This window comes from Lonsdalea britannica, assembly GCF_002111595.1.
Classification (GTDB): domain Bacteria; phylum Pseudomonadota; class Gammaproteobacteria; order Enterobacterales; family Enterobacteriaceae; genus Lonsdalea; species Lonsdalea britannica.
Genome location: NZ_LUTN01000029.1, coordinates 1 through 22,720, shown reverse-complemented (window position 1 = coordinate 22,720; position 22,720 = coordinate 1). Strand labels below are relative to the sequence as shown.

The 22,720-nt window shown below is 53.0% G+C and carries 23 protein-coding genes, 4 tRNA genes and 2 pseudogenes; 18 read left to right on the top strand and 11 right to left on the bottom strand.

All coding sequences use genetic code 11. The features are described from left to right. Nucleotides 1-49 precede the first annotated feature (49 nt). The 12 genes from recA (at nt 50) to luxS (ending at nt 9,218) form a co-directional block, all read left to right on the top strand. Nucleotides 50-1,126, top strand: a complete 1,077-nt coding sequence (gene recA, locus AU509_RS17155; RefSeq protein WP_094118881.1) for a recombinase RecA — start codon at nt 50-52, stop codon at nt 1,124-1,126. Between the two features lie 50 nt (nt 1,127-1,176). Continuing rightward, complete coding sequence (locus AU509_RS17150) at nt 1,177-1,653, top strand: regulatory protein RecX (protein ID WP_085653089.1); 477 nt, start codon at nt 1,177-1,179, stop codon at nt 1,651-1,653. 138 nt (nt 1,654-1,791) lie between these two features. Beyond that, complete coding sequence (gene alaS / locus AU509_RS17145; protein WP_085653088.1) at nt 1,792-4,419, top strand: alanine--tRNA ligase; 2,628 nt, start codon at nt 1,792-1,794, stop codon at nt 4,417-4,419. 314 nt (nt 4,420-4,733) lie between these two features. After that, on the top strand, nt 4,734-4,919 hold the full coding sequence (gene csrA / locus AU509_RS17140) for a carbon storage regulator CsrA (protein ID WP_005972168.1): 186 nt from the start codon (nt 4,734-4,736) through the stop codon (nt 4,917-4,919). Between the two features lie 304 nt (nt 4,920-5,223). Continuing rightward, nucleotides 5,224-5,316, top strand: a tRNA-Ser gene (locus AU509_RS17135). Between the two features lie 13 nt (nt 5,317-5,329). Then, nucleotides 5,330-5,406: transfer RNA gene (locus AU509_RS17130), tRNA-Arg, on the top strand. Nucleotides 5,407-5,478: 72 nt separating this feature from the next. Next, nucleotides 5,479-5,555 (top strand) — tRNA-Arg (locus AU509_RS17125). 54 nt (nt 5,556-5,609) lie between these two features. Then, a tRNA-Arg gene (locus AU509_RS17120) sits at nt 5,610-5,686 on the top strand. Nucleotides 5,687-5,907: 221 nt separating this feature from the next. Beyond that, nucleotides 5,908-6,474, top strand: a complete 567-nt coding sequence (gene yqaB, locus AU509_RS17115) for a fructose-1-phosphate/6-phosphogluconate phosphatase (protein WP_085653087.1) — start codon at nt 5,908-5,910, stop codon at nt 6,472-6,474. Beyond that, on the top strand, nt 6,471-6,899 hold the full coding sequence (locus AU509_RS17110; RefSeq protein WP_085653086.1) for a YqaA family protein: 429 nt from the start codon (nt 6,471-6,473) through the stop codon (nt 6,897-6,899). The genes yqaB and AU509_RS17110 overlap by 4 nt, the downstream gene beginning before the upstream one ends. A gap of 82 nt (nt 6,900-6,981) precedes the next feature. Then, nucleotides 6,982-8,535 (top strand): glutamate--cysteine ligase, encoded by a 1,554-nt coding sequence (gene gshA, locus AU509_RS17105; protein ID WP_094118880.1) that lies wholly within the window; start codon nt 6,982-6,984, stop codon nt 8,533-8,535. A gap of 167 nt (nt 8,536-8,702) precedes the next feature. Then, a complete protein-coding gene (luxS, locus tag AU509_RS17100) occupies nt 8,703-9,218 on the top strand; it encodes an S-ribosylhomocysteine lyase (protein ID WP_085653084.1) in 516 nt (171 codons plus the stop codon). Between the two features lie 64 nt (nt 9,219-9,282). On the opposite strand, the gene AU509_RS17095 is transcribed toward luxS, so the two are convergent. Continuing rightward, complete coding sequence (locus tag AU509_RS17095) at nt 9,283-10,077, bottom strand: cytochrome C assembly family protein (RefSeq protein ID WP_085653083.1); 795 nt, start codon at nt 10,075-10,077, stop codon at nt 9,283-9,285. Between the two features lie 171 nt (nt 10,078-10,248). On the opposite strand from AU509_RS17095, the gene ffh reads away from it, so the two are divergent. From ffh to rplS, 5 genes are all read left to right on the top strand, one after another. Beyond that, complete coding sequence (ffh, locus tag AU509_RS17090) at nt 10,249-11,610, top strand: signal recognition particle protein (RefSeq protein WP_094118879.1); 1,362 nt, start codon at nt 10,249-10,251, stop codon at nt 11,608-11,610. A gap of 158 nt (nt 11,611-11,768) precedes the next feature. Further along, nucleotides 11,769-12,017 (top strand): 30S ribosomal protein S16, encoded by a 249-nt coding sequence (gene rpsP, locus AU509_RS17085; protein ID WP_026739736.1) that lies wholly within the window; start codon nt 11,769-11,771, stop codon nt 12,015-12,017. An 18-nt stretch (nt 12,018-12,035) separates the two neighbouring features. Next, the gene (gene rimM, locus AU509_RS17080; protein WP_085653081.1) at nt 12,036-12,584 is read left to right on the top strand and encodes a ribosome maturation factor RimM; all 549 of its coding nucleotides are present in this window, start codon (nt 12,036-12,038) and stop codon (nt 12,582-12,584) included. A gap of 37 nt (nt 12,585-12,621) precedes the next feature. Next, nucleotides 12,622-13,374 carry a tRNA (guanosine(37)-N1)-methyltransferase TrmD gene (gene trmD / locus AU509_RS17075; RefSeq protein WP_094101687.1) on the top strand — a complete coding sequence of 251 codons (753 nt, stop codon included), beginning with the start codon at nt 12,622-12,624 and terminating at the stop codon, nt 13,372-13,374. Between the two features lie 63 nt (nt 13,375-13,437). Further along, entirely contained in the window at nt 13,438-13,785 is a 348-nt protein-coding gene (rplS, locus tag AU509_RS17070) for a 50S ribosomal protein L19 (protein ID WP_026739733.1), read from the top strand. Nucleotides 13,786-14,003: 218 nt separating this feature from the next. Here rplS and AU509_RS17065 read toward each other — a convergent pair whose 3' ends face one another. The 8 genes and pseudogenes from AU509_RS17065 to AU509_RS17030 all read right to left on the bottom strand — a co-directional run bounded on the left by AU509_RS17065 (nt 14,004) and on the right by AU509_RS17030 (nt 20,672). Beyond that, nucleotides 14,004-14,222 carry an ogr/Delta-like zinc finger family protein gene (locus AU509_RS17065; protein ID WP_094118878.1) on the bottom strand — a complete coding sequence of 73 codons (219 nt, stop codon included), beginning with the start codon at nt 14,220-14,222 and terminating at the stop codon, nt 14,004-14,006. A gap of 58 nt (nt 14,223-14,280) precedes the next feature. Then, nucleotides 14,281-15,369, bottom strand: a complete 1,089-nt coding sequence (locus AU509_RS17060) for a phage late control D family protein (protein WP_094118877.1) — start codon at nt 15,367-15,369, stop codon at nt 14,281-14,283. Then, nucleotides 15,366-15,851, bottom strand: coding sequence for a phage tail protein (locus AU509_RS17055; protein ID WP_085688453.1), 486 nt, complete (start codon nt 15,849-15,851; stop codon nt 15,366-15,368). Before AU509_RS17055 ends, AU509_RS17060 begins: the two co-directional genes overlap by 4 nt. Then, the gene (locus tag AU509_RS17050; RefSeq protein ID WP_094118876.1) at nt 15,848-18,478 is read right to left on the bottom strand and encodes a phage tail tape measure protein; all 2,631 of its coding nucleotides are present in this window, start codon (nt 18,476-18,478) and stop codon (nt 15,848-15,850) included. The genes AU509_RS17055 and AU509_RS17050 overlap by 4 nt, the downstream gene beginning before the upstream one ends. After that, the gene (locus AU509_RS17045) at nt 18,471-18,590 is read right to left on the bottom strand and encodes a GpE family phage tail protein (RefSeq protein ID WP_094118875.1); all 120 of its coding nucleotides are present in this window, start codon (nt 18,588-18,590) and stop codon (nt 18,471-18,473) included. The genes AU509_RS17050 and AU509_RS17045 overlap by 8 nt, the downstream gene beginning before the upstream one ends. A gap of 14 nt (nt 18,591-18,604) precedes the next feature. Next, nucleotides 18,605-18,918, bottom strand: a pseudogene (locus AU509_RS17040) (phage tail assembly protein). 57 nt (nt 18,919-18,975) lie between these two features. Beyond that, on the bottom strand, nt 18,976-19,491 hold the full coding sequence (locus AU509_RS17035; protein WP_094118874.1) for a phage major tail tube protein: 516 nt from the start codon (nt 19,489-19,491) through the stop codon (nt 18,976-18,978). A gap of 9 nt (nt 19,492-19,500) precedes the next feature. Further along, nucleotides 19,501-20,672: pseudogene (locus AU509_RS17030) on the bottom strand (phage tail sheath protein). A 103-nt stretch (nt 20,673-20,775) separates the two neighbouring features. Between AU509_RS17030 and AU509_RS17025 the strand changes: the two are divergent. Next, on the top strand, nt 20,776-20,994 hold the full coding sequence (locus tag AU509_RS17025) for a hypothetical protein (RefSeq protein ID WP_094118873.1): 219 nt from the start codon (nt 20,776-20,778) through the stop codon (nt 20,992-20,994). 5 nt (nt 20,995-20,999) lie between these two features. Here AU509_RS17025 and AU509_RS17020 read toward each other — a convergent pair whose 3' ends face one another. Together AU509_RS17020 and AU509_RS17015 are read right to left on the bottom strand one after the other, a co-directional pair. After that, complete coding sequence (locus AU509_RS17020) at nt 21,000-21,683, bottom strand: hypothetical protein (RefSeq protein ID WP_094118872.1); 684 nt, start codon at nt 21,681-21,683, stop codon at nt 21,000-21,002. Next, nucleotides 21,680-22,720, bottom strand: a 1,041-nt coding sequence (locus AU509_RS17015; RefSeq protein ID WP_094118871.1) for a DUF3289 family protein, incomplete at its 5' end; no start/stop codon positions are given. The genes AU509_RS17015 and AU509_RS17020, both read right to left, overlap by 4 nt.

Below are 22,720 nucleotides of genomic sequence, written 5' to 3'. Positions count from 1 at the left end.
AACAAGCAACAGCGCAGATGCAGCTTCTTGCTGCGAGACAGGAGTAGAAATGGCTATTGATGAGAACAAACAAAAGGCACTGGCAGCAGCACTGGGTCAAATCGAAAAGCAATTCGGTAAAGGTTCTATCATGCGTTTGGGCGAAGATCGCTCAATGGATGTTGAAACTATCTCTACAGGTTCCCTGTCCCTGGATATCGCGCTGGGCGTCGGCGGTTTGCCTATGGGCCGTATCGTGGAAATCTACGGGCCGGAATCCTCAGGTAAAACCACGCTGACGTTGCAGGTGATTGCCGCGGCTCAGCGTAAAGGAAAAACCTGTGCCTTTATTGATGCGGAGCATGCGCTGGATCCTATCTACGCGAAGAAACTGGGTGTCGATATCGACAACCTGTTGTGTTCCCAGCCGGATACGGGTGAGCAGGCACTGGAAATCTGTGACGCGCTGGCACGTTCTGGGGCCGTGGATGTCATTATCGTTGACTCTGTAGCTGCATTGACGCCGAAGGCTGAAATCGAAGGTGAAATCGGCGACTCTCACATGGGGTTGGCCGCGCGAATGATGAGTCAGGCGATGCGTAAGCTGGCAGGCAACTTGAAACAGTCCAGTACGCTGCTGATTTTCATCAACCAGATCCGAATGAAGATCGGCGTGATGTTTGGTAACCCTGAAACGACGACCGGCGGTAACGCGCTGAAATTCTACGCCTCAGTACGACTGGATATCCGCCGCATCGGCGCTATCAAAGATGGTGACGAAGTGGTCGGGAGTGAAACCCGCGTGAAAGTCGTGAAAAACAAAGTCGCCGCACCGTTCAAACAGGCTGAATTCCAGATTATGTACGGTGAAGGTATTAACACCTTTGGCGAGTTGGTCGACCTTGGAGTTAAGCACAAGCTGATTGAAAAGGCGGGGGCGTGGTATAGCTACAACGGTGAAAAAATTGGTCAAGGTAAGGCCAATGCATGTAACTTCATTCGCGAGAATAGCTCGATTGCCAATGAGCTGGATAAAAAACTACGCGATATGTTGCTAAATAAAGGCAATGAGCCAGCGGCAATGGCTGCCAGTAGCGAAGCGGGTCTTGATGAAGGTACAGCTGGCGAGTCCAAAGAAGATTTTTAATTAGTTCATTATGTTAGCTAGCAGCAGCCATACATCGATCAAGGTCACGCATGTCTAAAATATTGCGTTATGCCATGAATGTGTTGGCGGTCCGCGACCACAGTGAAACCGAGTTACGCCGCAAAATTGCGGCGTTCTTGTATTCCCCATCAGAAGAAAACGGCGATGACTCCATTGCTGTCGATCAGGAAATTGAGCAGGCCATCGCCTATTGTGCCGAGTACGGTTGGCTTGACGATAAACGATTTGCTCAACGTTACATCTCAAGTCGTAGTCGGAAAGGGTACGGCGTGCAGCGAATACGCAGCGAGTTAAGTCAGAAAGGCGTGGACAAATCGACGCAAAGCGAAGCATTGCGCGTCAGTGACGTTGATTGGTATCAATTAGTTCAACAGGTCGCTGAACGAAAGTTTGGTCATCCGCTCCCCAGCGAATGGAAAGAAAAAGCGAAAGTTCAGCGTTACCTCTTGTATCGCGGTTTTTCGCATGATGAAATTCAGTCTCTGTACACGAATTTTTCAGATTGAATGTATACGGGATTTTACTTCCCTCCTGAGAAAATTTATCTTATTCCCACTTTTTTAGTTCGTGTTTGGTCCGATTTCGTCGATATGTCGTCCGGGTCGGACCCGCGACCATTCTTTTAGCTTGATTTCAGGACAATTATGAGCAAGAGCACCGCTGAGATCCGTCAAGCGTTTCTCGATTTTTTCCACAGTAAGGGACACCAGATCGTCCCCAGTAGCTCCCTAGTACCAAATAACGATCCAACTCTGTTATTCACGAACGCGGGGATGAACCAGTTTAAGGATGTTTTCCTTGGTCTGGACAAGCGTAGCTATTCGCGCGCTACTACGTCTCAGCGTTGCGTGCGTGCCGGTGGGAAGCATAACGATCTCGAAAACGTAGGTTATACCGCACGTCATCACACTTTCTTTGAAATGCTGGGCAACTTTAGCTTTGGCGACTATTTCAAGCATGAGGCCATCCGCAATGCCTGGGAATTACTGACCGGCGAGCAGTGGTTCAATCTGCCGAAAGAAAAGCTATGGGTGACCGTCTATGCTACGGATGATGAAGCTTTCAATATCTGGGCCGACGAAATTGGCGTTCCACGCGAACGCATCATCCGTATTGGTGACAATAAAGGCGCGCCGTATGCTTCAGATAACTTCTGGCAGATGGGCGACACCGGACCTTGCGGCCCATGTTCCGAGATTTTTTACGATCACGGCGACCACATCTGGGGCGGACCTCCGGGCTCTCCGGAAGAAGACGGCGACCGCTATATCGAGATCTGGAACCTGGTCTTCATGCAGTTCAATCGTCAGGCCGATGGCACGATGTTGCCGTTGCCCAAGCCTTCGGTGGACACCGGCATGGGTCTGGAACGCATTTCAGCCGTTCTGCAGCATGTGAATTCCAACTACGAAATCGATCTGTTCAAAACGCTGATCGCTGACGTAGCGAAAGTGATTGGTACGGACGATCTGGATAATAAGTCGCTGCGAGTTATTGCCGACCATATTCGTTCCTGTGCTTTTCTGATCGCAGATGGCGTTATGCCATCCAATGAAAACCGGGGCTATGTTCTGCGCCGTATCATTCGTCGCGCCGTACGTCATGGCAATATGCTGGGCGCCAAAGATACCTTCTTCTATAAGTTGGTTGCGCCGCTGATCAGTGTGATGGGCTCGGCTGCAGAAGACCTGAAACGTCAGCAAGCGTTGGTCGAACAGGCTTTGAAAAATGAAGAAGAGCAGTTTGCTCGGACTCTGGAACGTGGATTGGCGCTGCTGGACGAAGAGATTAATGGTCTGCAGGGCGATACGCTAAATGGCGAAGCCGCTTTCCGTCTGTACGACACTTATGGTTTCCCGCTGGATTTAACCGCGGACGTGTGCCGTGAGCGCAATATCAAGGTCGATGAAGACGGCTTTGAACGAGCGATGGAAGCGCAGCGTCAACGCGCTCGCGAAGCCAGCGGCTTTGGCGTGGATTATAACAGCCAGATTCGTGTCGATACGGCCACCGACTTCTGCGGATACGAAAACACGGCAGGCAATGCCAGCGTGATTGCACTTTATCGTGAAGGTCAGTCTGTCGATGAAATTCATGCCGGTGAAGATGCTGTGGTCATTTTGGACAACACGCCATTCTACGGTGAGTCCGGTGGTCAGGTCGGTGACCGGGGTGAGCTCCAAACGACAGATGCGAGTTTCGTGGTGGAAGATACCCAGAAATATGGTCAGGCTATTGGTCATATCGGTAAACTCAGCCATGGTACGCTGCGAATTAATGGTACTGTGAATGCGGTGGTCGATCAGGCGCGTCGTGATCGTATTCGTCTGAATCACTCCGCGACGCATTTGCTGCATTCAGCACTGCGTCAGGTACTCGGTGAGCATGTTGCTCAGAAAGGTTCCTTGGTGAATGATCGCCACCTGCGTTTCGACTTCTCGCATACTGAAGCCATGAAACCAGAACAGATTCGTCAAGTTGAAGATATTGTTAATACTCAGGTTCGTCGCAATTTGCCGATCGAAACCGAAGTGATGGCGATCTCAGAGGCTAAGTCAAAAGGCGCTATGGCGCTCTTTGGCGAAAAATACGATGACCATGTTCGTGTGCTGACGATGGGCGACTTCTCGATTGAGCTGTGTGGGGGCATTCATGCCAGCCGCACGGGGGATATCGGTCTGTTCCAGATTGTGTCGGAGTCGGGCACTGCCGCAGGTGTTCGTCGCATCGAAGCGGTGACGGGTGAAAATGCGATCAACGCACTGCATCGTCAGAGTGATGTATTGCAGGAAGTGACCGCGCTCGTTAAAGGCGATACTCATAATCTGGCGGAAAAAGTGCGTTCTGTTATCGATCGTACGCGTACGCTGGAAAAAGAGCTGCAGCAGTTGAAAGCGCAGCAAGCGGCACAAGAAAGCTCCTCCTTGGCGGGTAAAGCGAAAGAGGTGAAAGGTGTGAAACTGCTGGTCGTTCAGCTGGATAACGTTGAACCCAAAATGCTGCGCACGATGGTCGATGACCTGAAAAACCAGCTGGGGTCTGCGATTATCGTTCTGGCTACGGCAACCGAAGGTAAGGTCAGCCTTATCTCCGGAGTGACAAAAGAGTTGACCAGTAAGGTGAAAGCAGGCGAGCTCATTGGCTTTGTCGCCAGTCAGGTTGGCGGTAAAGGCGGTGGTCGTCCTGATATGGCCCAGGCGGGCGGCAGTGACGTTAACGCTCTGCCAGCGGCTCTGGAGAGCGTTGAAGCCTGGGTGGTTGATAAGCTATAACTAAATGACCAATGTTATCTAGACAAACGTCGCAACCTTAAACAGTTTTGGCGCCTTGGGCTTGCGAAAACGGATGAGCGCAAGCCAGATGGAGTTTATGAGCCCCTGGAAAACCGGGGGCAGGAAGACCTACCGTCTGGCTGTGATAACAAAAATCGCAAGCTGTCTTATATCGACTAGACTGAACATTAGTAACAACTATGAGTGGGATGATGAACAATCATCATCTGGGTTTACGTTTTCTTGGCCCATGACGGATAATGGTGAGAAAATGAAGGGGCCTGACTCTTTATAATCTTTTCAAGGAGCAAAGAATGCTTATTTTAACTCGTCGAGTTGGCGAAACCCTCATGATCGGCGATGAGGTTACGGTTACTGTACTGGGAGTAAAGGGCAATCAGGTACGCATTGGTGTCAACGCCCCCAAAGAGGTCTCCGTTCACCGCGAAGAGATTTATCAGCGCATTCAGGCAGAGAAGTCTCAGCCAACATCGTATTAATTGGCAATGCGTCTCGTAAAACGAGGCGCGATTGCTTCTATCGCTCGTTTTAGTCGTATTTCCCGTTTTCCCCATCTAGGTTCCGCATTTATTTCTTCCTGCTCGCGAGCATGATAAGCAATTGTTTTTCTGTTGATAAAATATACTTTGTGTTGCCAATCTGTACGTATTGGCCGCGAAGTGTGCAAACAAACATGATGAGGGAAAAATTGTTTGACTTATAAGTCGTGGAAAGTAATATGTGCGCCACGCAGTACCGGTGAGCACGAAACGAAAGATGAGTTGAGTATCACAGGTCATGTTAGGTGAGGTGGCCGAGAGGCTGAAGGCGCTCCCCTGCTAAGGGAGTATGCGGTCAAAAGCTGCATCGAGGGTTCGAATCCCTCCCTCACCGCCATTTAATTGATTATGCATCCGTAGCTCAGCTGGATAGAGTACTCGGCTACGAACCGAGCGGTCGGAGGTTCGAATCCTCCCGGATGCACCATCAAGCAGTTTGTTGTTCTGGTGGCTCCTTGTAGTTCATCAGAGAAAAGAGAAGTTTGCAGTGAGTCCCAATGCATCCGTAGCTCAGCTGGATAGAGTACTCGGCTACGAACCGAGCGGTCGGAGGTTCGAATCCTCCCGGATGCACCATCACTACTGTATCATCCTCTGTTTTCAAAAGTATTAGCACATCAATCCTGATATGCATCCGTAGCTCAGCTGGATAGAGTACTCGGCTACGAACCGAGCGGTCGGAGGTTCGAATCCTCCCGGATGCACCATCTTCTTCCTTTAATTATTTCTCCTTTGCTTTTATCCCTTTTTCTCTAGTTCTTGCTATTTATTTCCTCAAATTCTTTTATTCGTTCCTCATTAGATGTTTTCCTCCAGTTGTTTGTCATCATCCTAATGGCATGTTTTTTATATGGTTATTGAATAAGCGACAAGTTTTTTACTTTGCGCTAAAGTAGATATCCATTTTTTAAAGTGCCATGGAGGCAAGATGTACGATCGCTATCTGGGCCTCATATTCGATATGGATGGCACTATTCTGGATACTGAGCAAACCCACCGCCTGGCTTGGAAGCAGGTGCTTGCCGAGAAGGGAATGCAGTATGATCCAGCACCTCTAGTGGCGCTGAATGGCGCGCCGACCTGGCGTATAGCCGAATTTATCATTGCCAGACATCAGCTCGACCTCAACCCTCATCAGCTCGCAGAAGAAAAAACGTCGTTAGCGATGGAAATGTTGCTGGATACCGTTACACCGTTGCCGTTGATGGACGTGGTGAAGCGTTATCATGGCCGACGACCAATGGCTGTAGGTACCGGTAGTCGGCACGCGATGGCGGAAAAGCTGCTCAGCCATCTCGGCGTCAGACATTATTTCGACGCGATAGTGGGTGCCGATGATGTAAAACAGCATAAGCCGTACCCCGACACCTTCCTGCGTTGCGCTGAGCTTATCCATGTGGCTCCTGAAGACTGTGTGGTTTTCGAAGATGCCGACTTTGGTATTGAAGCTGCCACGCGGGCAAATATGGACGTTGTCGATGTCAGAACGCTGTGAGTGAAGTCTGGTCTTTCATTTCGCTCTTCTGGAGCAGTTTCCTGAGCGCCACGTTATTGCCCGGCAGCTCGGAGGTCGTTCTGGTATCGCTATTATTAACCGAAACCTCCAGCCCGTGGCTTCTGGTGATGATTGCTACGGTCGGTAACACGTTAGGTGGGTTCACTAATATGATCGTCGGCCGATTCCTACCTAAGCGTCACAGCGGAAGAGGGCGGGCGAAGGCTCAGCGCTGGTTAGAGCGTTATGGTGTTGCTGCGCTATTATTTAGCTGGGTGCCTATCATTGGAGATATGCTTTGCGTCTTGGCGGGCTGGTTACGCTTGCCATGGGGTCGGGCTACGCTCTGTATTTTCATTGGGAAAGCGCTACGTTATCTCGTGCTGTGCTGGATGACGTTACAAGGGGTTGCATGGTGGTCCTAACCAGTTTTAACCGCGTCTGGTGGATGGCATCTGGCATCAGTTATGCTAACAACTATTACATACTAACTAACGGGAGGTCGCTTTGATCCCGGACGTATCAAAATCTCTGTCCTGGCTGGAACAACACCCTCAGGCCATCAAGGGAATTCAGCGAGGAATAGAGCGCGAAACATTGCGTGTTATGGCTAATGGACATCTGGCGCAGACCGGTCATCCGGAAGCGCTAGGGGCCGCATTGACGCACTCGTGGATCACCACGGATTTTGCCGAGTCTCTGTTAGAGTTTATTACCCCAGTTGATAAAGATATTCATCACCTGCTGACATTCCTGCGCGACATTCACCGCTATGTAGCCCGGCATCTGGGTGAAGAGAGAATGTGGCCGCTCAGCATGCCGTGCTACGTTGCCGCGGAAGACGACATCGAACTGGCCCAGTACGGTTCATCCAACATCGGAAGGATGAAAACGCTTTATCGTGAAGGGCTTAAAAATCGCTATGGCGCGCTGATGCAAACTATTTCCGGCGTGCATTACAATTTTTCGCTGCCGTTGTCTTTTTGGCAGGAAAAATCGGGCGTTACCGATGAAATCAGCGGTAAAGCAGCGATCTCGTCTGGCTACTTTCAGCTAATCCGTAATTATTATCGCTTCGGCTGGGTGATCCCTTATCTCTTTGGCGCCTCGCCGGCCGTCTGCTCTTCCTTCCTGAATGGAAAAGAAACGTCCATTCCTTTTGAACGCACGGAAAACGGCCTCTGCTATTTGCCTTACGCCACATCGCTGCGTCTTAGCGATTTGGGGTACACCAACAAGTCACAAAGCAATTTGGGCATTACCTTCAACGATCTCGATACGTACGTCGCGGCGCTCAAGCAAGCTATTGTTACGCCCTCCGAAGACTATGCTCGTTTGGGCATCAAACGGGATGGACGCTATCTGCAGCTCAACACCAACGTTCTGCAGATTGAAAACGAGCTGTATGCACCTATCCGTCCCAAACGCGTCACGCGCTCGGGAGAAAAGCCGTCAGATGCATTGCTGCGTGGCGGCGTCGAATACATTGAGGTCCGATCGCTCGACATCAATCCTTTTTCCGCCACGGGCGTCAGCGAAGAGCAGGTCCGCTTCCTCGATCTATTCCTGATTTGGTGTGCGTTGGCCGATGCGCCGGATATGAGCAGCGAAGAGCTGCAATGTACTCGTAAAAACTGGAATCGCGTTATTCTTGAAGGGCGTAAACCCGGACAAACCATCGGAATGGGCTGTGATTCACGCCAGCAGCCGCTGGCTGAGGTCGGTCGCGAGCTGTTTGCGGATTTACGTCGGGTGGCGGAATTGTTGGATAAGGAGCAAGATGAACCTTGTTACCAGCAGGTCTGTGATAACCTTGTTGCCCAGTTTGATGATCCAGAGCGCACTTTCTCAGGCAGACTGTTAAAAATGATGCTTGAAGAAGGGTCTGGAGGCGTTGGTTTGGCGCTGGCGGCTCAATATCGTGAAGCCTTGCGGAATGAACCGTTGGAAATGTTGACGGAAAGCCAGTTTACCGCCGAGTCCGAGCGCTCATGGCAGCGACAGCGACAGCTGGAATCTGAAGATAAACAAAGTTTTGAAGAGTTTCTTGCCGCGCAGTAACCGCGGGTAAAAAAGAAACGGCCACACCGAAGTGTGGCCAAATAAACATCTCTGTTAATAGGGATGATGATGATAAATGCGCGTCTTTCATATGTTATGACTTGCGCCAAGAAAAAAAGTTTCCTGGAAACGAGAAAAAAACATTTTTTCGATGAGGAGGTGGCAACATGCCATTACTAGATAGCTTTACTGTCGATCACACGCGTATGGCAGCCCCTGCGGTACGGGTCGCAAAAACCATGAAAACGCCCCATGGTGATACCATCACGGTTTTCGATCTGCGCTTCTGCCGTCCTAACCATGAAATCATGCCTGAGCGCGGTATTCATACGCTGGAGCATCTGTTCGCTGGATTCATGCGCGACCATCTGAATGGTGAAGGGGTCGAGATCATCGATATTTCTCCGATGGGATGCCGTACGGGTTTTTACATGAGCCTGATTGGTACGCCGGATGAAGTTCGCGTGGCTAAGGCCTGGAAAGCCTCTATGGAAGATGTTCTGAAGGTAAAAGAACAGCGTAAGATCCCTGAACTGAATGAATTCCAGTGCGGCACTTATGATATGCATTCCTTGACCGAAGCACAGGATATTGCTCGCCATATCCTTGAGCATGATGTTCGGGTCAATAAGAATGATGAACTGGCCTTGCCTAAAGACAAGCTGGCTGAGCTGCATATCTGACGGCGGACTTCAGAGACAAAAAAGAGAGCATTACGCTCTCTTTTTTTATGCCTGGAGTGTGAGATTAATGAACGAGGAAAGGGTTAATTACACGGCTACCGAAATAGGACAGCGTTAACAGCAATGCACCTATCAGGTTGAAGTAAACTACGCGGCGACCTCTCCAACCTTCATGGTAGTGTCCCCATAGCAGTAGGATATAGACGAACCAGGCCAGCAAAGAGAACAGCGCTTTATGGAGATTCTCTTTATTGTTGAGCAAGTCGCTCATGTAAAACAGCCCGGTACACAATGTCAGCGTTAACAGAATGACGCCGACCTGAGTAATGTGGAACATCTTACGTTCAATGCTGAGCAGGGGCGGCATATCCGACGTAAAGCCCAGCATTTTATTCTTCAACATGTAATCCAGCGACGCCATTTGCAGTGCGTACAGTGCGGCAATCATTAGCGTGGCGTAGGCAAACAGCGCCAGACCGATATGCACCATCAGACCGGGTTCATTTTCAAGATGAGTGATGAACTCGCCCGGCATAAAAGCCGCGAATGCCAGGTTGATAAGCGCGAAGGTATAGACGACGGGCAGCAGAAACCATCCTCGATTGCGCGTGGCGACGAAGGTCATGACCGAGCAGATCATCAGACTGACCAGCGAGCCTATGTTAAGCAAGCTCAAATTTTGCCCGGCGTAGACATCAAAGATGCGTTGATAGAGCGCCACGGCATGACAGGCAAGTGCGAGCACCGCGGAGGCTACCGCCAACCGGCGATAGGCGCTGTTCTTTTTCAACAGACTGGGAACAATCAGCCCCAGACTGAGCGAATAGGCCGCTAAAGCCACGATGGCGAAAACAGACATAGCGTTAGATTATTGGGTATCAACAGAGTAATAAGGACGGCCAGTATAGCCTTAGTCATTACGGCCCACCAACCTGTTATCCGTAAACACTCGCGGAGATTGCCGTGGCTTTCGTGTTATAATCCCCACCGTTCACGTCGCGATAGCGGCCAGTTTACGTTGAGCAGAGCTATGTTTGAAAATCTAACCGATCGACTATCGCGCACTTTGCGCAACATCAGCGGCCGTGGCCGACTGACAGAAGAGAATATTAAAGAGACGCTGCGCGAAGTTCGCATGGCGTTACTCGAAGCCGATGTGGCGTTGCCCGTGGTGCGTGATTTCATCAATCGCGTCAAGGAGCGGGCCGTTGGCCTCGAGGTGAATAAAAGCCTGACGCCGGGGCAGGAGTTCGTCAAGATTGTTCAGAACGAACTGGTTGCCTCTATGGGCGAGGTGAATGCCGAGCTTAATCTGGCGGCACAGCCTCCTGCCGTTGTCCTGATGGCGGGTCTGCAAGGGGCAGGTAAAACCACCAGCGTCGGTAAGCTGGGGAAGTTCCTGCGCGAAAAGCAGAAGAAAAAAGTGCTGGTGGTTTCAGCAGACGTGTATCGCCCTGCGGCGATTAAACAGCTGGAAACGTTGGCGCAGACGGTCGGGGTCGATTTCTTCCCCTCCGATGCGGGCCAAAAGCCGGTCGATATCGTCAATCACGCGTTAAAACATGCCCAACTGCAATTTTATGATGTCCTGCTGGTCGATACCGCGGGTCGTTTGCACGTTGACGACGCGATGATGGATGAGATCAAACAGGTCCATGCGGCATTGAATCCGGTGGAAACCCTGTTTGTGGTCGATGCGATGACCGGTCAGGATGCAGCTAACACGGCAAAAGCATTTAACGAAGCACTACCGTTAACCGGTGTCATCCTGACTAAAATCGACGGTGACGCCCGCGGCGGTGCGGCATTGTCTATTCGCCATATCACTGGCAAGCCGATCAAATTCCTCGGCGTCGGTGAAAAGACGGAAGCTCTTGAGCCGTTCCACCCGGATCGCATTGCATCTCGCATCCTGGGAATGGGAGATGTTCTGTCCCTGATCGAAGAGCTGGAAACCAAAGTCGACCGCACCCAGGCCGAGAAGTTGGCGAAAAAGCTGAAAAAGGGCGACGGATTTGACCTGACCGACTTCCTTGACCAGTTAAAGCAAATGCGCAATATGGGCGGCATGGCTAGCATGATGAGCAAGCTGCCGGGAATGGGCCAACTGCCGGACAATGTGAAGTCCCAGATGGACGACAAGGTTCTGGTGCGTATGGAAGCCATCATTAATTCCATGACGCAGAAAGAGCGCGCTAAACCCGAAATTATCAAGGGTTCGCGCAAGCGCCGTATCGCCACGGGTTCAGGTATGCAGGTGCAAGACGTCAATCGGCTGCTGAAGCAGTTTGACGACATGCAGCGCATGATGAAGAAGATGAAAAATGGCGGTATGGCGAAAATGATGCGCGGAATGAAAGGTATGATGCCACCGGGCTTTCCGGGGCGCTAACGTCTGATGTTTTACCTCGGCGTAGAAAGTATTCGGGGATGAAGCACGCTTTAGATTGCTTTTTACGCCAAAATGAGTAAAATTTTCGGGCTTTTTATATGACACTGGGCCCCGTTCCTCGATGGGGCCCGGTTGTTTTATTCACTAAAGAGGATGTTATGGTAACTATTCGTTTGGCACGTGGCGGCGCTAAAAAACGCCCGTTCTACCAAGTCGTCGTGACCGATAGCCGCAATGCGCGCGACGGTCGTTTTATTGAGCGTGTAGGTTTCTTCAACCCGATCGCAACCGGTCAGGCAGAAGCACTGCGTCTGGACCTGGATCGTATCGAGCACTGGGTTGGCCAGGGCGCTACCGTTTCTGATCGCGTTTCTGCGCTGATCAAAGACGCTAAAAAAGCAGCATAACCTGTTGCGGTGGTGACAATGAGCAAGCAGCTTAGCCCTCAAGCCCCTACAAACCCGGTAGTACTGGGGAAAATGGGGTCGACGTATGGCATCAGAGGTTGGCTCAGAGTGTTTTCCTCCACCGAAGATGCCGAAAGTATTTTTGACTATCAGCCCTTGTATCTCCGGAATAAAGGCGGTTTGCAGCTCATCGAAATCGAGAGCTGGAGGCACCATAATCAGGACCTGATCATCAAGATCAAAGATGTTGAAGATCGGGATGCGGCGAATCTGTTGACCAATTGCGAGATTGTTGTCGACGTATCTCAGCTTCCTGAACTGGATGAGGGTGATTATTACTGGAAAGATCTTATTGGCTGTGAAGTCGTAACCGTCGCCGGTTACGGGCTGGGCAAAGTCATCGATATGATGGAAACCGGCTCGAACGATGTGATGGTGGTAAGAGCTAACCTGAAAGATGCTTACGGGGTCAAGGAGCGGTTAATTCCGTTCCTGACAGAGCAGGTGATCAAGCATGTTGACCTTTCTACTCATCGTATTGAAGTAGATTGGGATCCTGGTTTTTGATTTCCGTACAACGACCAGTAACGAGTGGAACGATGCTATGTGGATTGGGGTAATCAGCCTGTTTCCAGAAATGTTCCGCGCCATTACTGATTATGGAGTCACTGGCCGGGCAGTAAAAAATGGCCTGCTGAGCGTAGAATATTGGAGTCCGCGAGACTTCACCTACGACCGGCATCGCACCGTGGACGATCGCCCTTATGGCGGCGGTCCCGGGATGCTGATGATGGTGCAACCTTTACGGGATGCGATTCATGCAGCTAAAGCAGCGGCAGGCGAAGGCGCTCGGGTGATTTACCTGTCACCACAGGGCCGCAAATTGGATCAGCAAGGCGTACGTCAACTTGCTACAAATCAGAAGATGATTCTGGTCTGTGGACGGTACGAGGGAATTGACGAGCGCGTAATCAAAACCGAAGTCGACGAAGAGTGGTCTATCGGGGATTATGTGCTCAGCGGCGGCGAACTGCCGGCAATGACGCTGATTGACTCTGTTTCCCGGTTCATTCCGGGCGTACTGGGTCATGAAGCTTCTGCAGAAGAAGACTCTTTTGCGGATGGATTGCTGGATTGCCCCCATTTCACCCGGCCTGAAGTGTTGACGGGGATGGAAGTTCCGGCAGTTTTACTGTCAGGCAACCATGCTGAAATACGTCGCTGGCGTTTGAAGCAGTCGCTGGGCCGAACCTGGCTTAGAAGACCTGAACTTCTGAAAAGCCTAGCTCTGACTGACGAGCAAACAACGTTGCTGGCTGAATTCCAACGGGAACATCAGTCTCAACAAGAGTACTAGGGGGCCGCTGGCACAGCGCCGGGCGAACCCATATATCAGTTTACCTAGGGTAAGAGACATATTATGAGCAACATCATTAAACAGATCGAACAAGAGCAGATGAAGCAAGACGTACCTTCATTCCGTCCGGGTGATTCCGTGGAAGTTAAGGTATGGGTCGTTGAAGGTTCTAAAAAACGTCTGCAGGCATTCGAGGGCGTGGTTATCGCTATTCGTAACCGCGGTCTGCATTCTGCATTCACTGTTCGCAAGATTTCTAACGGCGAAGGCGTGGAACGTGTATTCCAGACGCATTCTCCAGTAGTGGACAGCATTACTGTGAAACGCCGTGGTGCCGTACGTAAAGCGAAACTGTACTACCTGCGTGAGCGTGCTGGTAAGTCTGCTCGTATCAAAGAGCGTCTTAACTAAGAACGCGCTTTCGCGACATCCGAAAGTCGATATAAAACAAGGGGTTGACCATTGGTCAGCCCTTTTTTTATTTATGGTGGCAGCAAAATGGCAGCAGCGCATGAGTTGTAGGCAGCAGACATAAAAAAACCCGCTTCGCGGGCTGGTCTCAATGTGGCTGTGGTTAGCTGGATGGGAAAGACAAGATAGGAGGTAACGTTTTTATTCAGTGACGGTAATTATAAGTTCAAGGTGGCCTGATTTCCCCCCTTGGTATGGAGTGGCACGGTATTAACGTTTGCAGGGATCGCAATGGAGCGGATAAAGGTCTCCATCGTAATAAACGTATGGCCGCAATTGATATTCGTGCATTGGTTGTAGCGCTCTTTCGTCTGCGGCGTAATTTCCTGACTGGAACGGGTGTGGGCTGCGCATCCACACAGCGGGCATTTCATCATCGGCTTTCCCTCTTTCAATTCAAATTATCAAGATTATTTCGCATTTTCGAATATTTGATCATTCAATCGATAGGTTGTCAATCTTCACTTCCAGCTCTAACGCGGTCGTAAATCCCTGTCCGCTCAACGAATGCGTGACTGTCGCGATCGTCCACTCCGCCGCGTCGATTTCCTGCTTAAAGCCACTGACCTTTGCTGGCAGTTCCGGGTACAGCTCGGCCCGTCCTCTTGCTAACGTGATGGAGAAGGAGGCGACGCCGCGCTGCAGCCGTTCCCAGTGCATTTTGGCCGCGCGTTCGGCGTTGGCCTGGTTGGCGTAGGTGCGACTCAGGACCAGCACGTTTTCATCGGTGCCGATCAGGTATTCGCCCTGTTTGGCCTCCGGCGTTTTTTTCTGATGGGTGTGACGGCGCCGACGTTTCACCTGCGTTTCCTGACTTTTCTTCGGCTCCTGCGTGTGCAGCCAGCTGGCGACCACGCCGGTGTAAGCATCCCGGTCGGCCAGGGAAAAACGATGGCTGTCGCCAGCGGCGCGGGTGATGGTGACGGCTGGCAGTACTTTGCCGCTGGCCGTTTTCCCCTGTCCCTGACGCAGAAACAGCAGTCGGCCGTCTTTGACTGCGGCGATAGCGCCGTGCTCTTTCGCCAGCCGCATCAGGAAGGAACAATCCGACTCTTTGGTCTGGTCGATGTGGTCAACCGGCTGTACAGCCGTATCCGCATCCAGTGCCGCCGTCAGCTTGTGCCGGTTGGCGATATCCGTGACGATCGCCCCGACCGTGGTCTGATGCCAGGAGCGTTCCCGTTTGATGTTCAGGGTCTGGCGAAAATCAGCGCTACGGGCGCGCAGGGTCAGCCGGTCAGGCGCGCCGCTGTGTTCGATTTCATCCACCACGTAGGTGCCTTTACCGATTAACGCTTCGCCTTTCCAGCCCAAAAATAGCGTGATTTCAGCGCCGCGCCGGGGCAGCGCCAGCTGGCCGTCCGCATCGTCCAGTTCCAGATCGAGCTGGTCCGCCTCAAAGCCGCGGTTGTCGGTAAGCGTCAATGAGATAAGCCGCTTTTCCAGTACCGGCGTAATGTCGGTTTTCCCCAGGCGCAGCCGGTAATCCGGCGTAGACTCGACGCCTGTCAGCCAATTAGTCATGACAACACCCCGCTGACGGCAGACGTCAGCCCGCCGATCGCCTGCGTCGCGCTGTCTTTCAAGCCGCCTAATGACGTGGATAAGTCGCCCAGCATCGCGGACAGCGATTCATCCACACGTTTTAATGTCAGGGTGAACTCGATACGCCGGGCTTTGCCGTCCTGAAAAAACTGGCTGCGGGTTTCATTCAAGCTCTCAATGACATACATGCCATAAATGGTGCCGCTGCCTTCCAGTAACGCCCAAGCTTTACCGGTCTCGGCCATCTGCTCCAGCGCCCACAAAGACAGCGCACCGCCGGTCACCTGTGGCAGTAGCACGCCCTGTAACGTGATGGTGTCATTGTCCGGGCCGACATACTGCGTCACCGGGCGATAGCCAATCCGGCTATTGGTCACATGGCGCCAGGCGCGCTGGCGTTGCAGTTCCTGATAAGGCACGGTCTTTAACGTGAACACAAACAGGCCTAATACCATCATCATGATTCGAGTCCTCCCTGATCGCGGTAACTGCTACGGGCTTTTGCCTGGGCGCGTCGCTCGCGTTCATCGAGCTGGCGCGCCACTTCACGGGCGATATCGGTCGCGCTCTGGCCCGGTTGCGGCACGATGGTGATCGGCGCATGGACGGTCACCGGCGTGACCACCGGCGCGGGCTGGCGCGATGTGGTTGCTGCAGGGGCTGCGGGCAACAGGCTGAATGGATGCAGCGGATAAGCCGTTGCCGGGGAGGCGGTGGAGCCTAACGTCAGCGCCGCCGCGGCTAAGGCGGCCGTGCGCCGTCGGCTGGTCACGGATGCCGGACCGGCGACGATTTCCGGGCCGTTCTCGCCGACAATACCGAGCTGTCCCGACGCAATCTGGCCGCCGGTGTCATACATCGGAATGTCGCTGTACACCGGCGGGGGGGAATTGGGCGGAGGTAAAGGCATCGGCGTGTCCGAGTTGGGTTTCATCCAGTTCGGCAGGTAGTCGGTCATGGAGGACAATTTAGCCTTGAGCGCTTCCCATTTTTCACTGATGCCGTTCATCAGGCCGTCGATTAACTCCCGTCCAGCTTCTTTAAAGCGGGCTGGCAATGCTGAGACGCTTTTAACCAGGCTGTCCCATTTGTCACTCAATTTCTGTTTGATCCCTTCCCAGGCGGTCGATACCGTGCTGCTGACATTGTCCCACAGCGCCTTGAATTTGGGGCCGAGCGTGTCCCAGTTCTGCCAGAGGTAGATCGCGCCCATCGCAATCAATCCAATCACGGCCAGTATCGGGTTCGCCATCATCAGCCGTCCTAGCCACATCACCGCGCCGCCCATGTTTTTCAGCGCACTGCCGATCAGCCCCACCGCGCTGACGCCCCTGATGCCGAGCATCGACAGGCTCAATCGCATCATCGCCATGGGGCCGAGAATGGCGGCGATGGTGAGCATCACAGCCCCGATAGCCCCGGTGACAATGGCAAATCCCGCCGCCGCTTTAAACAGGCCAGCGGTCAGTACTGGATGTTCTTTTGCAAACTCATTCAGCTTTACGGACAGCTCGGCCAGTCCGTCGACCAGCTGTTTTAGGTCCGGTGCCACCGTGGCGCCGATGGTGGCCATCGCGTTAGTGAAAGAACCGCCCGCCGCGTCCCATTTGTTCCCCAGTGTTTTCAGCTGGGCGTCGACGCGCTCCCGCAATGAGGCTTGCTCCGCTAATTTGGCCTGCGCATCCTGATAGGCGCCCATGCCCTGACGCAGAATATTAATCACCTGTAGCGTTTCCGCATCATCGCCGAACAGCCCTTTGATCACCTGCGTTCTTTTAGCGGTATTTAGCGAGTTCAACTGGTCGAGTTGTCGATACAGCTGGTCGACCCCGCCGAACTCGCCTTTGCCGTTGGTGAAATCAAACTTGATGCCGCTGCCTTTCAGGTCCTTGTTAACATTGCCGACCTTTTTGGTGTCCATCACCATCTGAAACACTTTGCGGTAGGCGTTGCCAGCCGATTCGCCCGCCATGCCTTTCTGGTCGGCCATGACCAGGAACGGCGCCAGCATTTTCGCGCCGTCCAGCCCTTTGGTATGCAGGATATCCATCGCGCTGCTGATTTTGGTGAAGCCCTGCAGCATGTTGGTGGGGTCGACGCCGGCATAGAAGCCTTTCTGAATCACATCCATCAGGCCCATCATGTCTTTTTCCACGGTGCCGGTGGCGTCCTGCATTTTGGCTGCAAACTCTGCCGCTTCCTCTGAGGGCATTTTCAGCTGTACGCCCAGGTAAGCGGTCGCTTCCCCCATGCCGCCCAGGATGGTTTGCGCAGCGATGCCCTGGCGGCGCAGCATGGTCATCATGTTCTGAAAATCCGCCGTGGTGCCAGGCAGCTTGTCACCCAGCGCGATGGCCAGCTGATTGATTTTTTCAAATTCTGGGGAGACTTTCGCCCCTGGTCCCATCATGGCGCCGGCTAACTGTGAGCCGGCCTCTTCTGCCTCAGCATACGCTTTGACCGGTGCCATCAGCGGGGCTGCCGTGGTGACACTGGTGGCAATCAGACCGCCGCCGTTGCCGGCTAACTGATTGCGGGTCTCCATCGTCCTGGCATGGCGCGCGCGGATCGCATTGAGCCTGTGCTGCTGTTCGCCGGCCTGTCGCAGGCGCCGGGTCTGTTCCGATAATTGGCGGTTGTAGCGTGCGGTTTCCTCGGCGATGCGCGCCGTGGCGCGGGCGCTGTCCTGCGTCGAAATACCGAGTCGGTACAGGTCGCCGCGCAGGCGCCCCAGCTGGTTTTGCTCGGCCTGGTGCTTATTCTCCAGACGGCTGACGGCGCGCCACTGATCTTCCAGCGCTTTGGTTTGCGCGCGGGTCGGTGAAGCAAGGCTACTCATTTCCTGCGTCATCATTTGGGCGCGGAGCCGAGCCTGCGCCAGCGCGTCACCGGTTTGGCTAACACGCTGTTTTAGCGTATTGAAGGTGGTCAGCTTATTGCCGGCCTCGTTCAGCTGCTTGAGCTGGCTCTGCGTCTGTTTGATATCCGAAGCCAACGACCGGGTGCTGTCCCGCGCCGTGCGGAGCGGACGCGTGATCCGGTCAATCGCATTCATCACCACCTGTAAACGCAGGTTGTTATCACTCATCGTCAGATCCGCTGCGAATAATGGCTTTGTGGCGCCAGTTCAGTACCTCGGTTAATGACATCTCCGCGGTGACCGCCGGCGGCCAGTGAAACACGGTGGCGATATCCGCCACTAAATCCTCGACCGTCAGGCTGGGGGCAAAGCTGACCGCGCCGAGTTCGGCAACAAAAAAGTGACTAACTCCACCGACAGACTGACCAGATCGGCCGGGTCCAGTTCCAGCACGTCCGCCTGCGTCAGCGCCGGGGTAGTAACGCGCGGCAGCACCACCATCAGGCGTTGACGTCCATTTCCATCAGCGCCTGCAGGCGGGTGCCGCGCAGGCTGCCGGAAGTGGGTTTGCGGAGCGTGATTGCCGTAAGAGTGACGTCGCCCCGTTTCAGCGGGGTATCCAGCGTAATGACTTTTTCAGTGGTCAGGGTGTTATCGTCTTTTTGCATGATGTGTCTCTGTTGGGTTGGGGCGCAGGGGTGAACCTGCGCAATTAAAGAGGCGCGTTACAGGCCGATGGCGGAACGGTGGGCTTCCATCAGGTCCACGCCGCCGACAATTTCGATCATGTTCAGCAGGTCAATCTCAATCAGCACCTCGCCGTTGACGGTCAGTTTGTAGTAGGTGCAGGTCGTCGATACTTTGGTTTTGGTCAGTTCGCCGAGTTTGGCTTCGCCGCCGTCGATTTCTTTGTGCCGGCCGCGCAGCACCACCTCGACCGCCTGCACCTCGGCGGTGTCGTCACGCTGTACCGAACAGGTAAAGCGCAGCGGCACGCCATCCGCCTTGGTATTGCCGAGCTGTTTGTAAATCAGCGGTTCAATGCCCGCAATCTGCCATTCGACTTCCAGCGCGCTGTCGTCCAGACCCATGTCGATATCGACCGCGCCCGGCATTCCGCCGCCGCGCCACTTTTCAAACTTGCGCGTCAGCTTGGGCTGGGTGAAGGATTCAACCACGCCCATATAGCTGTTGCCGTCGTTGAACAGATTCAGTTGTTTTAATATCCGTGGTAATGCCATGTGCGCCCCTTAGCTGTTGACCTGGCTGGTGAAGTCGATGAGATAGCTGTCCGTGATGCGCTGGCGCAGCATCAGGTTTTCCAGCGGCGGCACCGGCGTGTAGTCGTAGTCGAGGGTCAGCGTGCCGGCTTTCAGCGTGTCCTTGGTATTGGCCGCCTCATCAATCCAGCAGTCGCCGCCCAGCAGATAGCCATTGGTGGTCATTTCGCGCAGCTTGGCGCGGACCCCCTCGATGATGTCGCGTGCCAGCGAAGGCGTCAGCGGTTTGTCGCTGGCCCACATGTGCGCCTCGGCCATGGTGTCGGCCAGCACCTGAGCGGTGCGGGTGTAGGACTCAAAGGCGAACAGCGGATCGTCGCTACAGGTGCGAGACCCCCAAAAGCGAAAACCGTCTTTACGGATCAACGTGGTGACGTCGTTCTGGTTCAGCAGGCCCGCATCGGTCGCCGGATCTTGCAGGTCCCAGAACACATCGGCGGAAATACCGGTCACCCCGTTGACGCCGACGTTAGACAGGGTTTTATGCCAGCCGGTTTGCTCGTCGATTTTGGCCCGCAGGCCCAGTGCGCGTGCGGTCGCCCAGGCGGACGCATCGGCATTGGCGACCGTATCCCAGGCGATGAAGTCCGGCCAAATCAGCATCAGTTCGCGCTGACTGAAATTGGCGCGGTAAGCGATCGCCGCTTCCACCGTGTTGCAGCCGTAGGCGCTGATGTAGGCAAAGGCGCGCAGGCTTTGGGCTACGCTCGCCAGTTCGGCGGCTACCGCCTGATTGTCGTGGCCGGGTACGCCGAGAATGCGGGGTTTGACGCCGAGCTGTCCCTGGGCGGCCAGCAGGCTTTCATGCCGGTCTTTTTGCCGTCGGCGGTGACGCCGCCGATGATGTTGGAGGTGGTCTCCGCCTCGCTGTCGCCCTGAGCGACACGCACGACCACCGTCACCGGTTTGGCCTGATCGCCAATAGCATCCAGTGCGCGGGCCAGCGTGCCGGACTCGCCCGCCTTGCCGCTGGCCGTCACGACGTCGGTCAGCAAGACGGGTTTATTGAGGGGAAACGTCGCCGCGTCGGCATCGTCGGCGGTACACACCATACCGACAATGGCCGTCGAAACGGTTTGGATGGGGCGGGTGCCTTCGTTGATTTCAACCACGCGCACGCCGTGATGGTAATCTTGCGCCATAGATCAGATCTCCGCTAAATGAGTTCTGATATGGTGAAAGACACGGCAACACCGCGCACCCCTTCGGGGCTGTATCAGGAATGACACAATAGGAGAGGCAAGGATGCGTAAAGTGGATATGTTGGGCGTGACGATTTATGTGCTGGATACCGAGGACAGTCTGGTCGACTGCCCGGTGGATAGCTATGCAGTATTTAACAATGACGGCTGGATGGCGGTACATCGGCAGGCGGAGCAGGCTATTCCCCTGCATACCGATCCGCTGCCGAGTCTCAACGCGGCACTGAACGAGGTGCTCAGCGTCGCGCTGTTTTTTGCCTAGTGGGGTTAATCGCAGGTGGGGGTGTGAGTACCATCGGGTTTGATGATCACGTTGCCTGACTGATTATTCTCGCACGTCACTCCGTAACCGCCGATAAACCAGATTTTCAGCGATCCATCTTCAAGATTAGCGACGGTGGCAATTTCGTACTCTGAAATATCAGCATCAATCAGTGCTCTGCCACGCATAGGTTGATCCCACCAATGAGCTTTAGCAATTTTGCCGTTACTCATCGTGTCGATACTCTTTATGTACAACACCCCACTATAATCCTTGTTTCCTAACGGATGCTTACTGAAATAATCTGCGATGAGAGCAGTAAAAGCGCGCTGACTTTTAGGCGGAGACGTGACGATATAGTCGTAACCTCGCTCGCCAGATACATCTATATAAAACTCGTACCCTTGTCGTTTTTCAATTAAAGGTGTCCCGAAAAAGAAATGCGTTGAAAACGGGCCGATGTGGTTGATCCATAGCAGCATGGCTACATGAAGGAGAACGGTACATATAGCATAACGCCACTTCTTGCTGAATAAGAAAACAAGGGTACATATGGGAGTAATGAACCATGACAATGGGACTATTATTGAATAGTGATCCCAAAACAGCGTCTCGTTATTGAAGGAATATAAACGTTCCAACATAACCAATAGATAATTTATAACGAGAAATATAAATGTCTTTTTCATATATTCCCTTTAATGGGGTAATCCATTTCGACTACGGTGATGAACGGCTTATAACCGAATTTATCTAAATGTTGAAGTATGAACCAAGAACGAAAGCCTCCAAGCACGCTGTAAACCTTTATCTCCGCAGTATCTGGATCTGGGCCAATATCAGGGATATCCAGTCCAAAATGATCATAAAAGGTCACCCGAACTTTACCTTTATAAAACCGACCACAACGGTCAAAGTCAACAATTTCTGCCTTAGCCGCCCAAACGTCATTGATGGCGAACGTCAATCCACCATTTAACCAGGCTAAGTATTTATCTTCGAATGTATTGAAAGCCGGGGGGCGAAGTGATTTTTTAATTATATTCTGATAGCTCATCATCCAATCATTTAAAGCAACAGGGTTAATTTCGCCATGTTGCTGTTTGATTGTGTCATCAATGCCCTGCAGCAATGTTTTTATAAACGCTTGTGTGTTTGGATGCGCACGAACGGCGCGCGTTAGAGCAGGATGCCTAAATTCTCCACCCTCCTTTTTTTCAAATTTGGCAATCATCGCTAGGATAACCATCTCTAATTCACCAGCTGAGAAAAAAAGCTTAGCCATTAACCTAAATTTAAGAAAATTAAGGGAGGCAGAATCGAAACCAAATAAATAACCATCCTTCGCGAAGAGAGGTAAATGGCCAAAGTTTGGTATGGCTCTGATTTCTTCCTCGGTCATATCGCCATAGGTCATATCCGCAGCCGGGCTACCATCGGCATTAAAGCCGGGTTTCCGTCTTGATTCATATACCAGAACGGGGAGATGGATACGCGTCGCACTGGTGGTATCGGTCACTTCGGTGACTTTAAGCGTCGGCGCGGGTTCGGTTCGCGGCGTGGCCGGGCGAGGCGCAAACCCCCAGCCCGCTTTTTGCGCCGGGGCGTTGACCTTGGCGCGAGCGTAGGCGTTTTGGACGGTGTTGGAAAAGTCGCGGCTGGCGTTGATGTCCAAGGTTCCCGCGTTTAACGAACAACAGGCGTGTTCTTTCGAGCCTAATACGAC

Coding starts and splice junctions, on each gene's coding strand:
- AU509_RS17055 (WP_085688453.1), bottom strand. CDS start 15,851: ATGATGATGGTATTAGGCCTGTTTGTGTTCACGTTAAAGACCGTGCCT.
- yqaB (WP_085653087.1), top strand. CDS start 5,908: ATGTACGATCGCTATCTGGGCCTCATATTCGATATGGATGGCACTATT.
- AU509_RS17065 (WP_094118878.1), bottom strand. CDS start 14,222: ATGATGAAATGCCCGCTGTGTGGATGCGCAGCCCACACCCGTTCCAGT.
- ffh (WP_094118879.1), top strand. CDS start 10,249: ATGTTTGAAAATCTAACCGATCGACTATCGCGCACTTTGCGCAACATC.
- luxS (WP_085653084.1), top strand. CDS start 8,703: ATGCCATTACTAGATAGCTTTACTGTCGATCACACGCGTATGGCAGCC.
- AU509_RS17020 (WP_094118872.1), bottom strand. CDS start 21,683: ATGAAAAAGACATTTATATTTCTCGTTATAAATTATCTATTGGTTATG.
- alaS (WP_085653088.1), top strand. CDS start 1,792: ATGAGCAAGAGCACCGCTGAGATCCGTCAAGCGTTTCTCGATTTTTTC.
- AU509_RS17025 (WP_094118873.1), top strand. CDS start 20,776: ATGCGTAAAGTGGATATGTTGGGCGTGACGATTTATGTGCTGGATACC.
- AU509_RS17150 (WP_085653089.1), top strand. CDS start 1,177: ATGTCTAAAATATTGCGTTATGCCATGAATGTGTTGGCGGTCCGCGAC.
- rplS (WP_026739733.1), top strand. CDS start 13,438: ATGAGCAACATCATTAAACAGATCGAACAAGAGCAGATGAAGCAAGAC.
- AU509_RS17095 (WP_085653083.1), bottom strand. CDS start 10,077: ATGTCTGTTTTCGCCATCGTGGCTTTAGCGGCCTATTCGCTCAGTCTG.
- recA (WP_094118881.1), top strand. CDS start 50: ATGGCTATTGATGAGAACAAACAAAAGGCACTGGCAGCAGCACTGGGT.
- AU509_RS17060 (WP_094118877.1), bottom strand. CDS start 15,369: ATGACTAATTGGCTGACAGGCGTCGAGTCTACGCCGGATTACCGGCTG.
- csrA (WP_005972168.1), top strand. CDS start 4,734: ATGCTTATTTTAACTCGTCGAGTTGGCGAAACCCTCATGATCGGCGAT.
- AU509_RS17035 (WP_094118874.1), bottom strand. CDS start 19,491: ATGGCATTACCACGGATATTAAAACAACTGAATCTGTTCAACGACGGC.
- rimM (WP_085653081.1), top strand. CDS start 12,036: ATGAGCAAGCAGCTTAGCCCTCAAGCCCCTACAAACCCGGTAGTACTG.
- trmD (WP_094101687.1), top strand. CDS start 12,622: ATGTGGATTGGGGTAATCAGCCTGTTTCCAGAAATGTTCCGCGCCATT.
- rpsP (WP_026739736.1), top strand. CDS start 11,769: ATGGTAACTATTCGTTTGGCACGTGGCGGCGCTAAAAAACGCCCGTTC.
- AU509_RS17050 (WP_094118876.1), bottom strand. CDS start 18,478: ATGAGTGATAACAACCTGCGTTTACAGGTGGTGATGAATGCGATTGAC.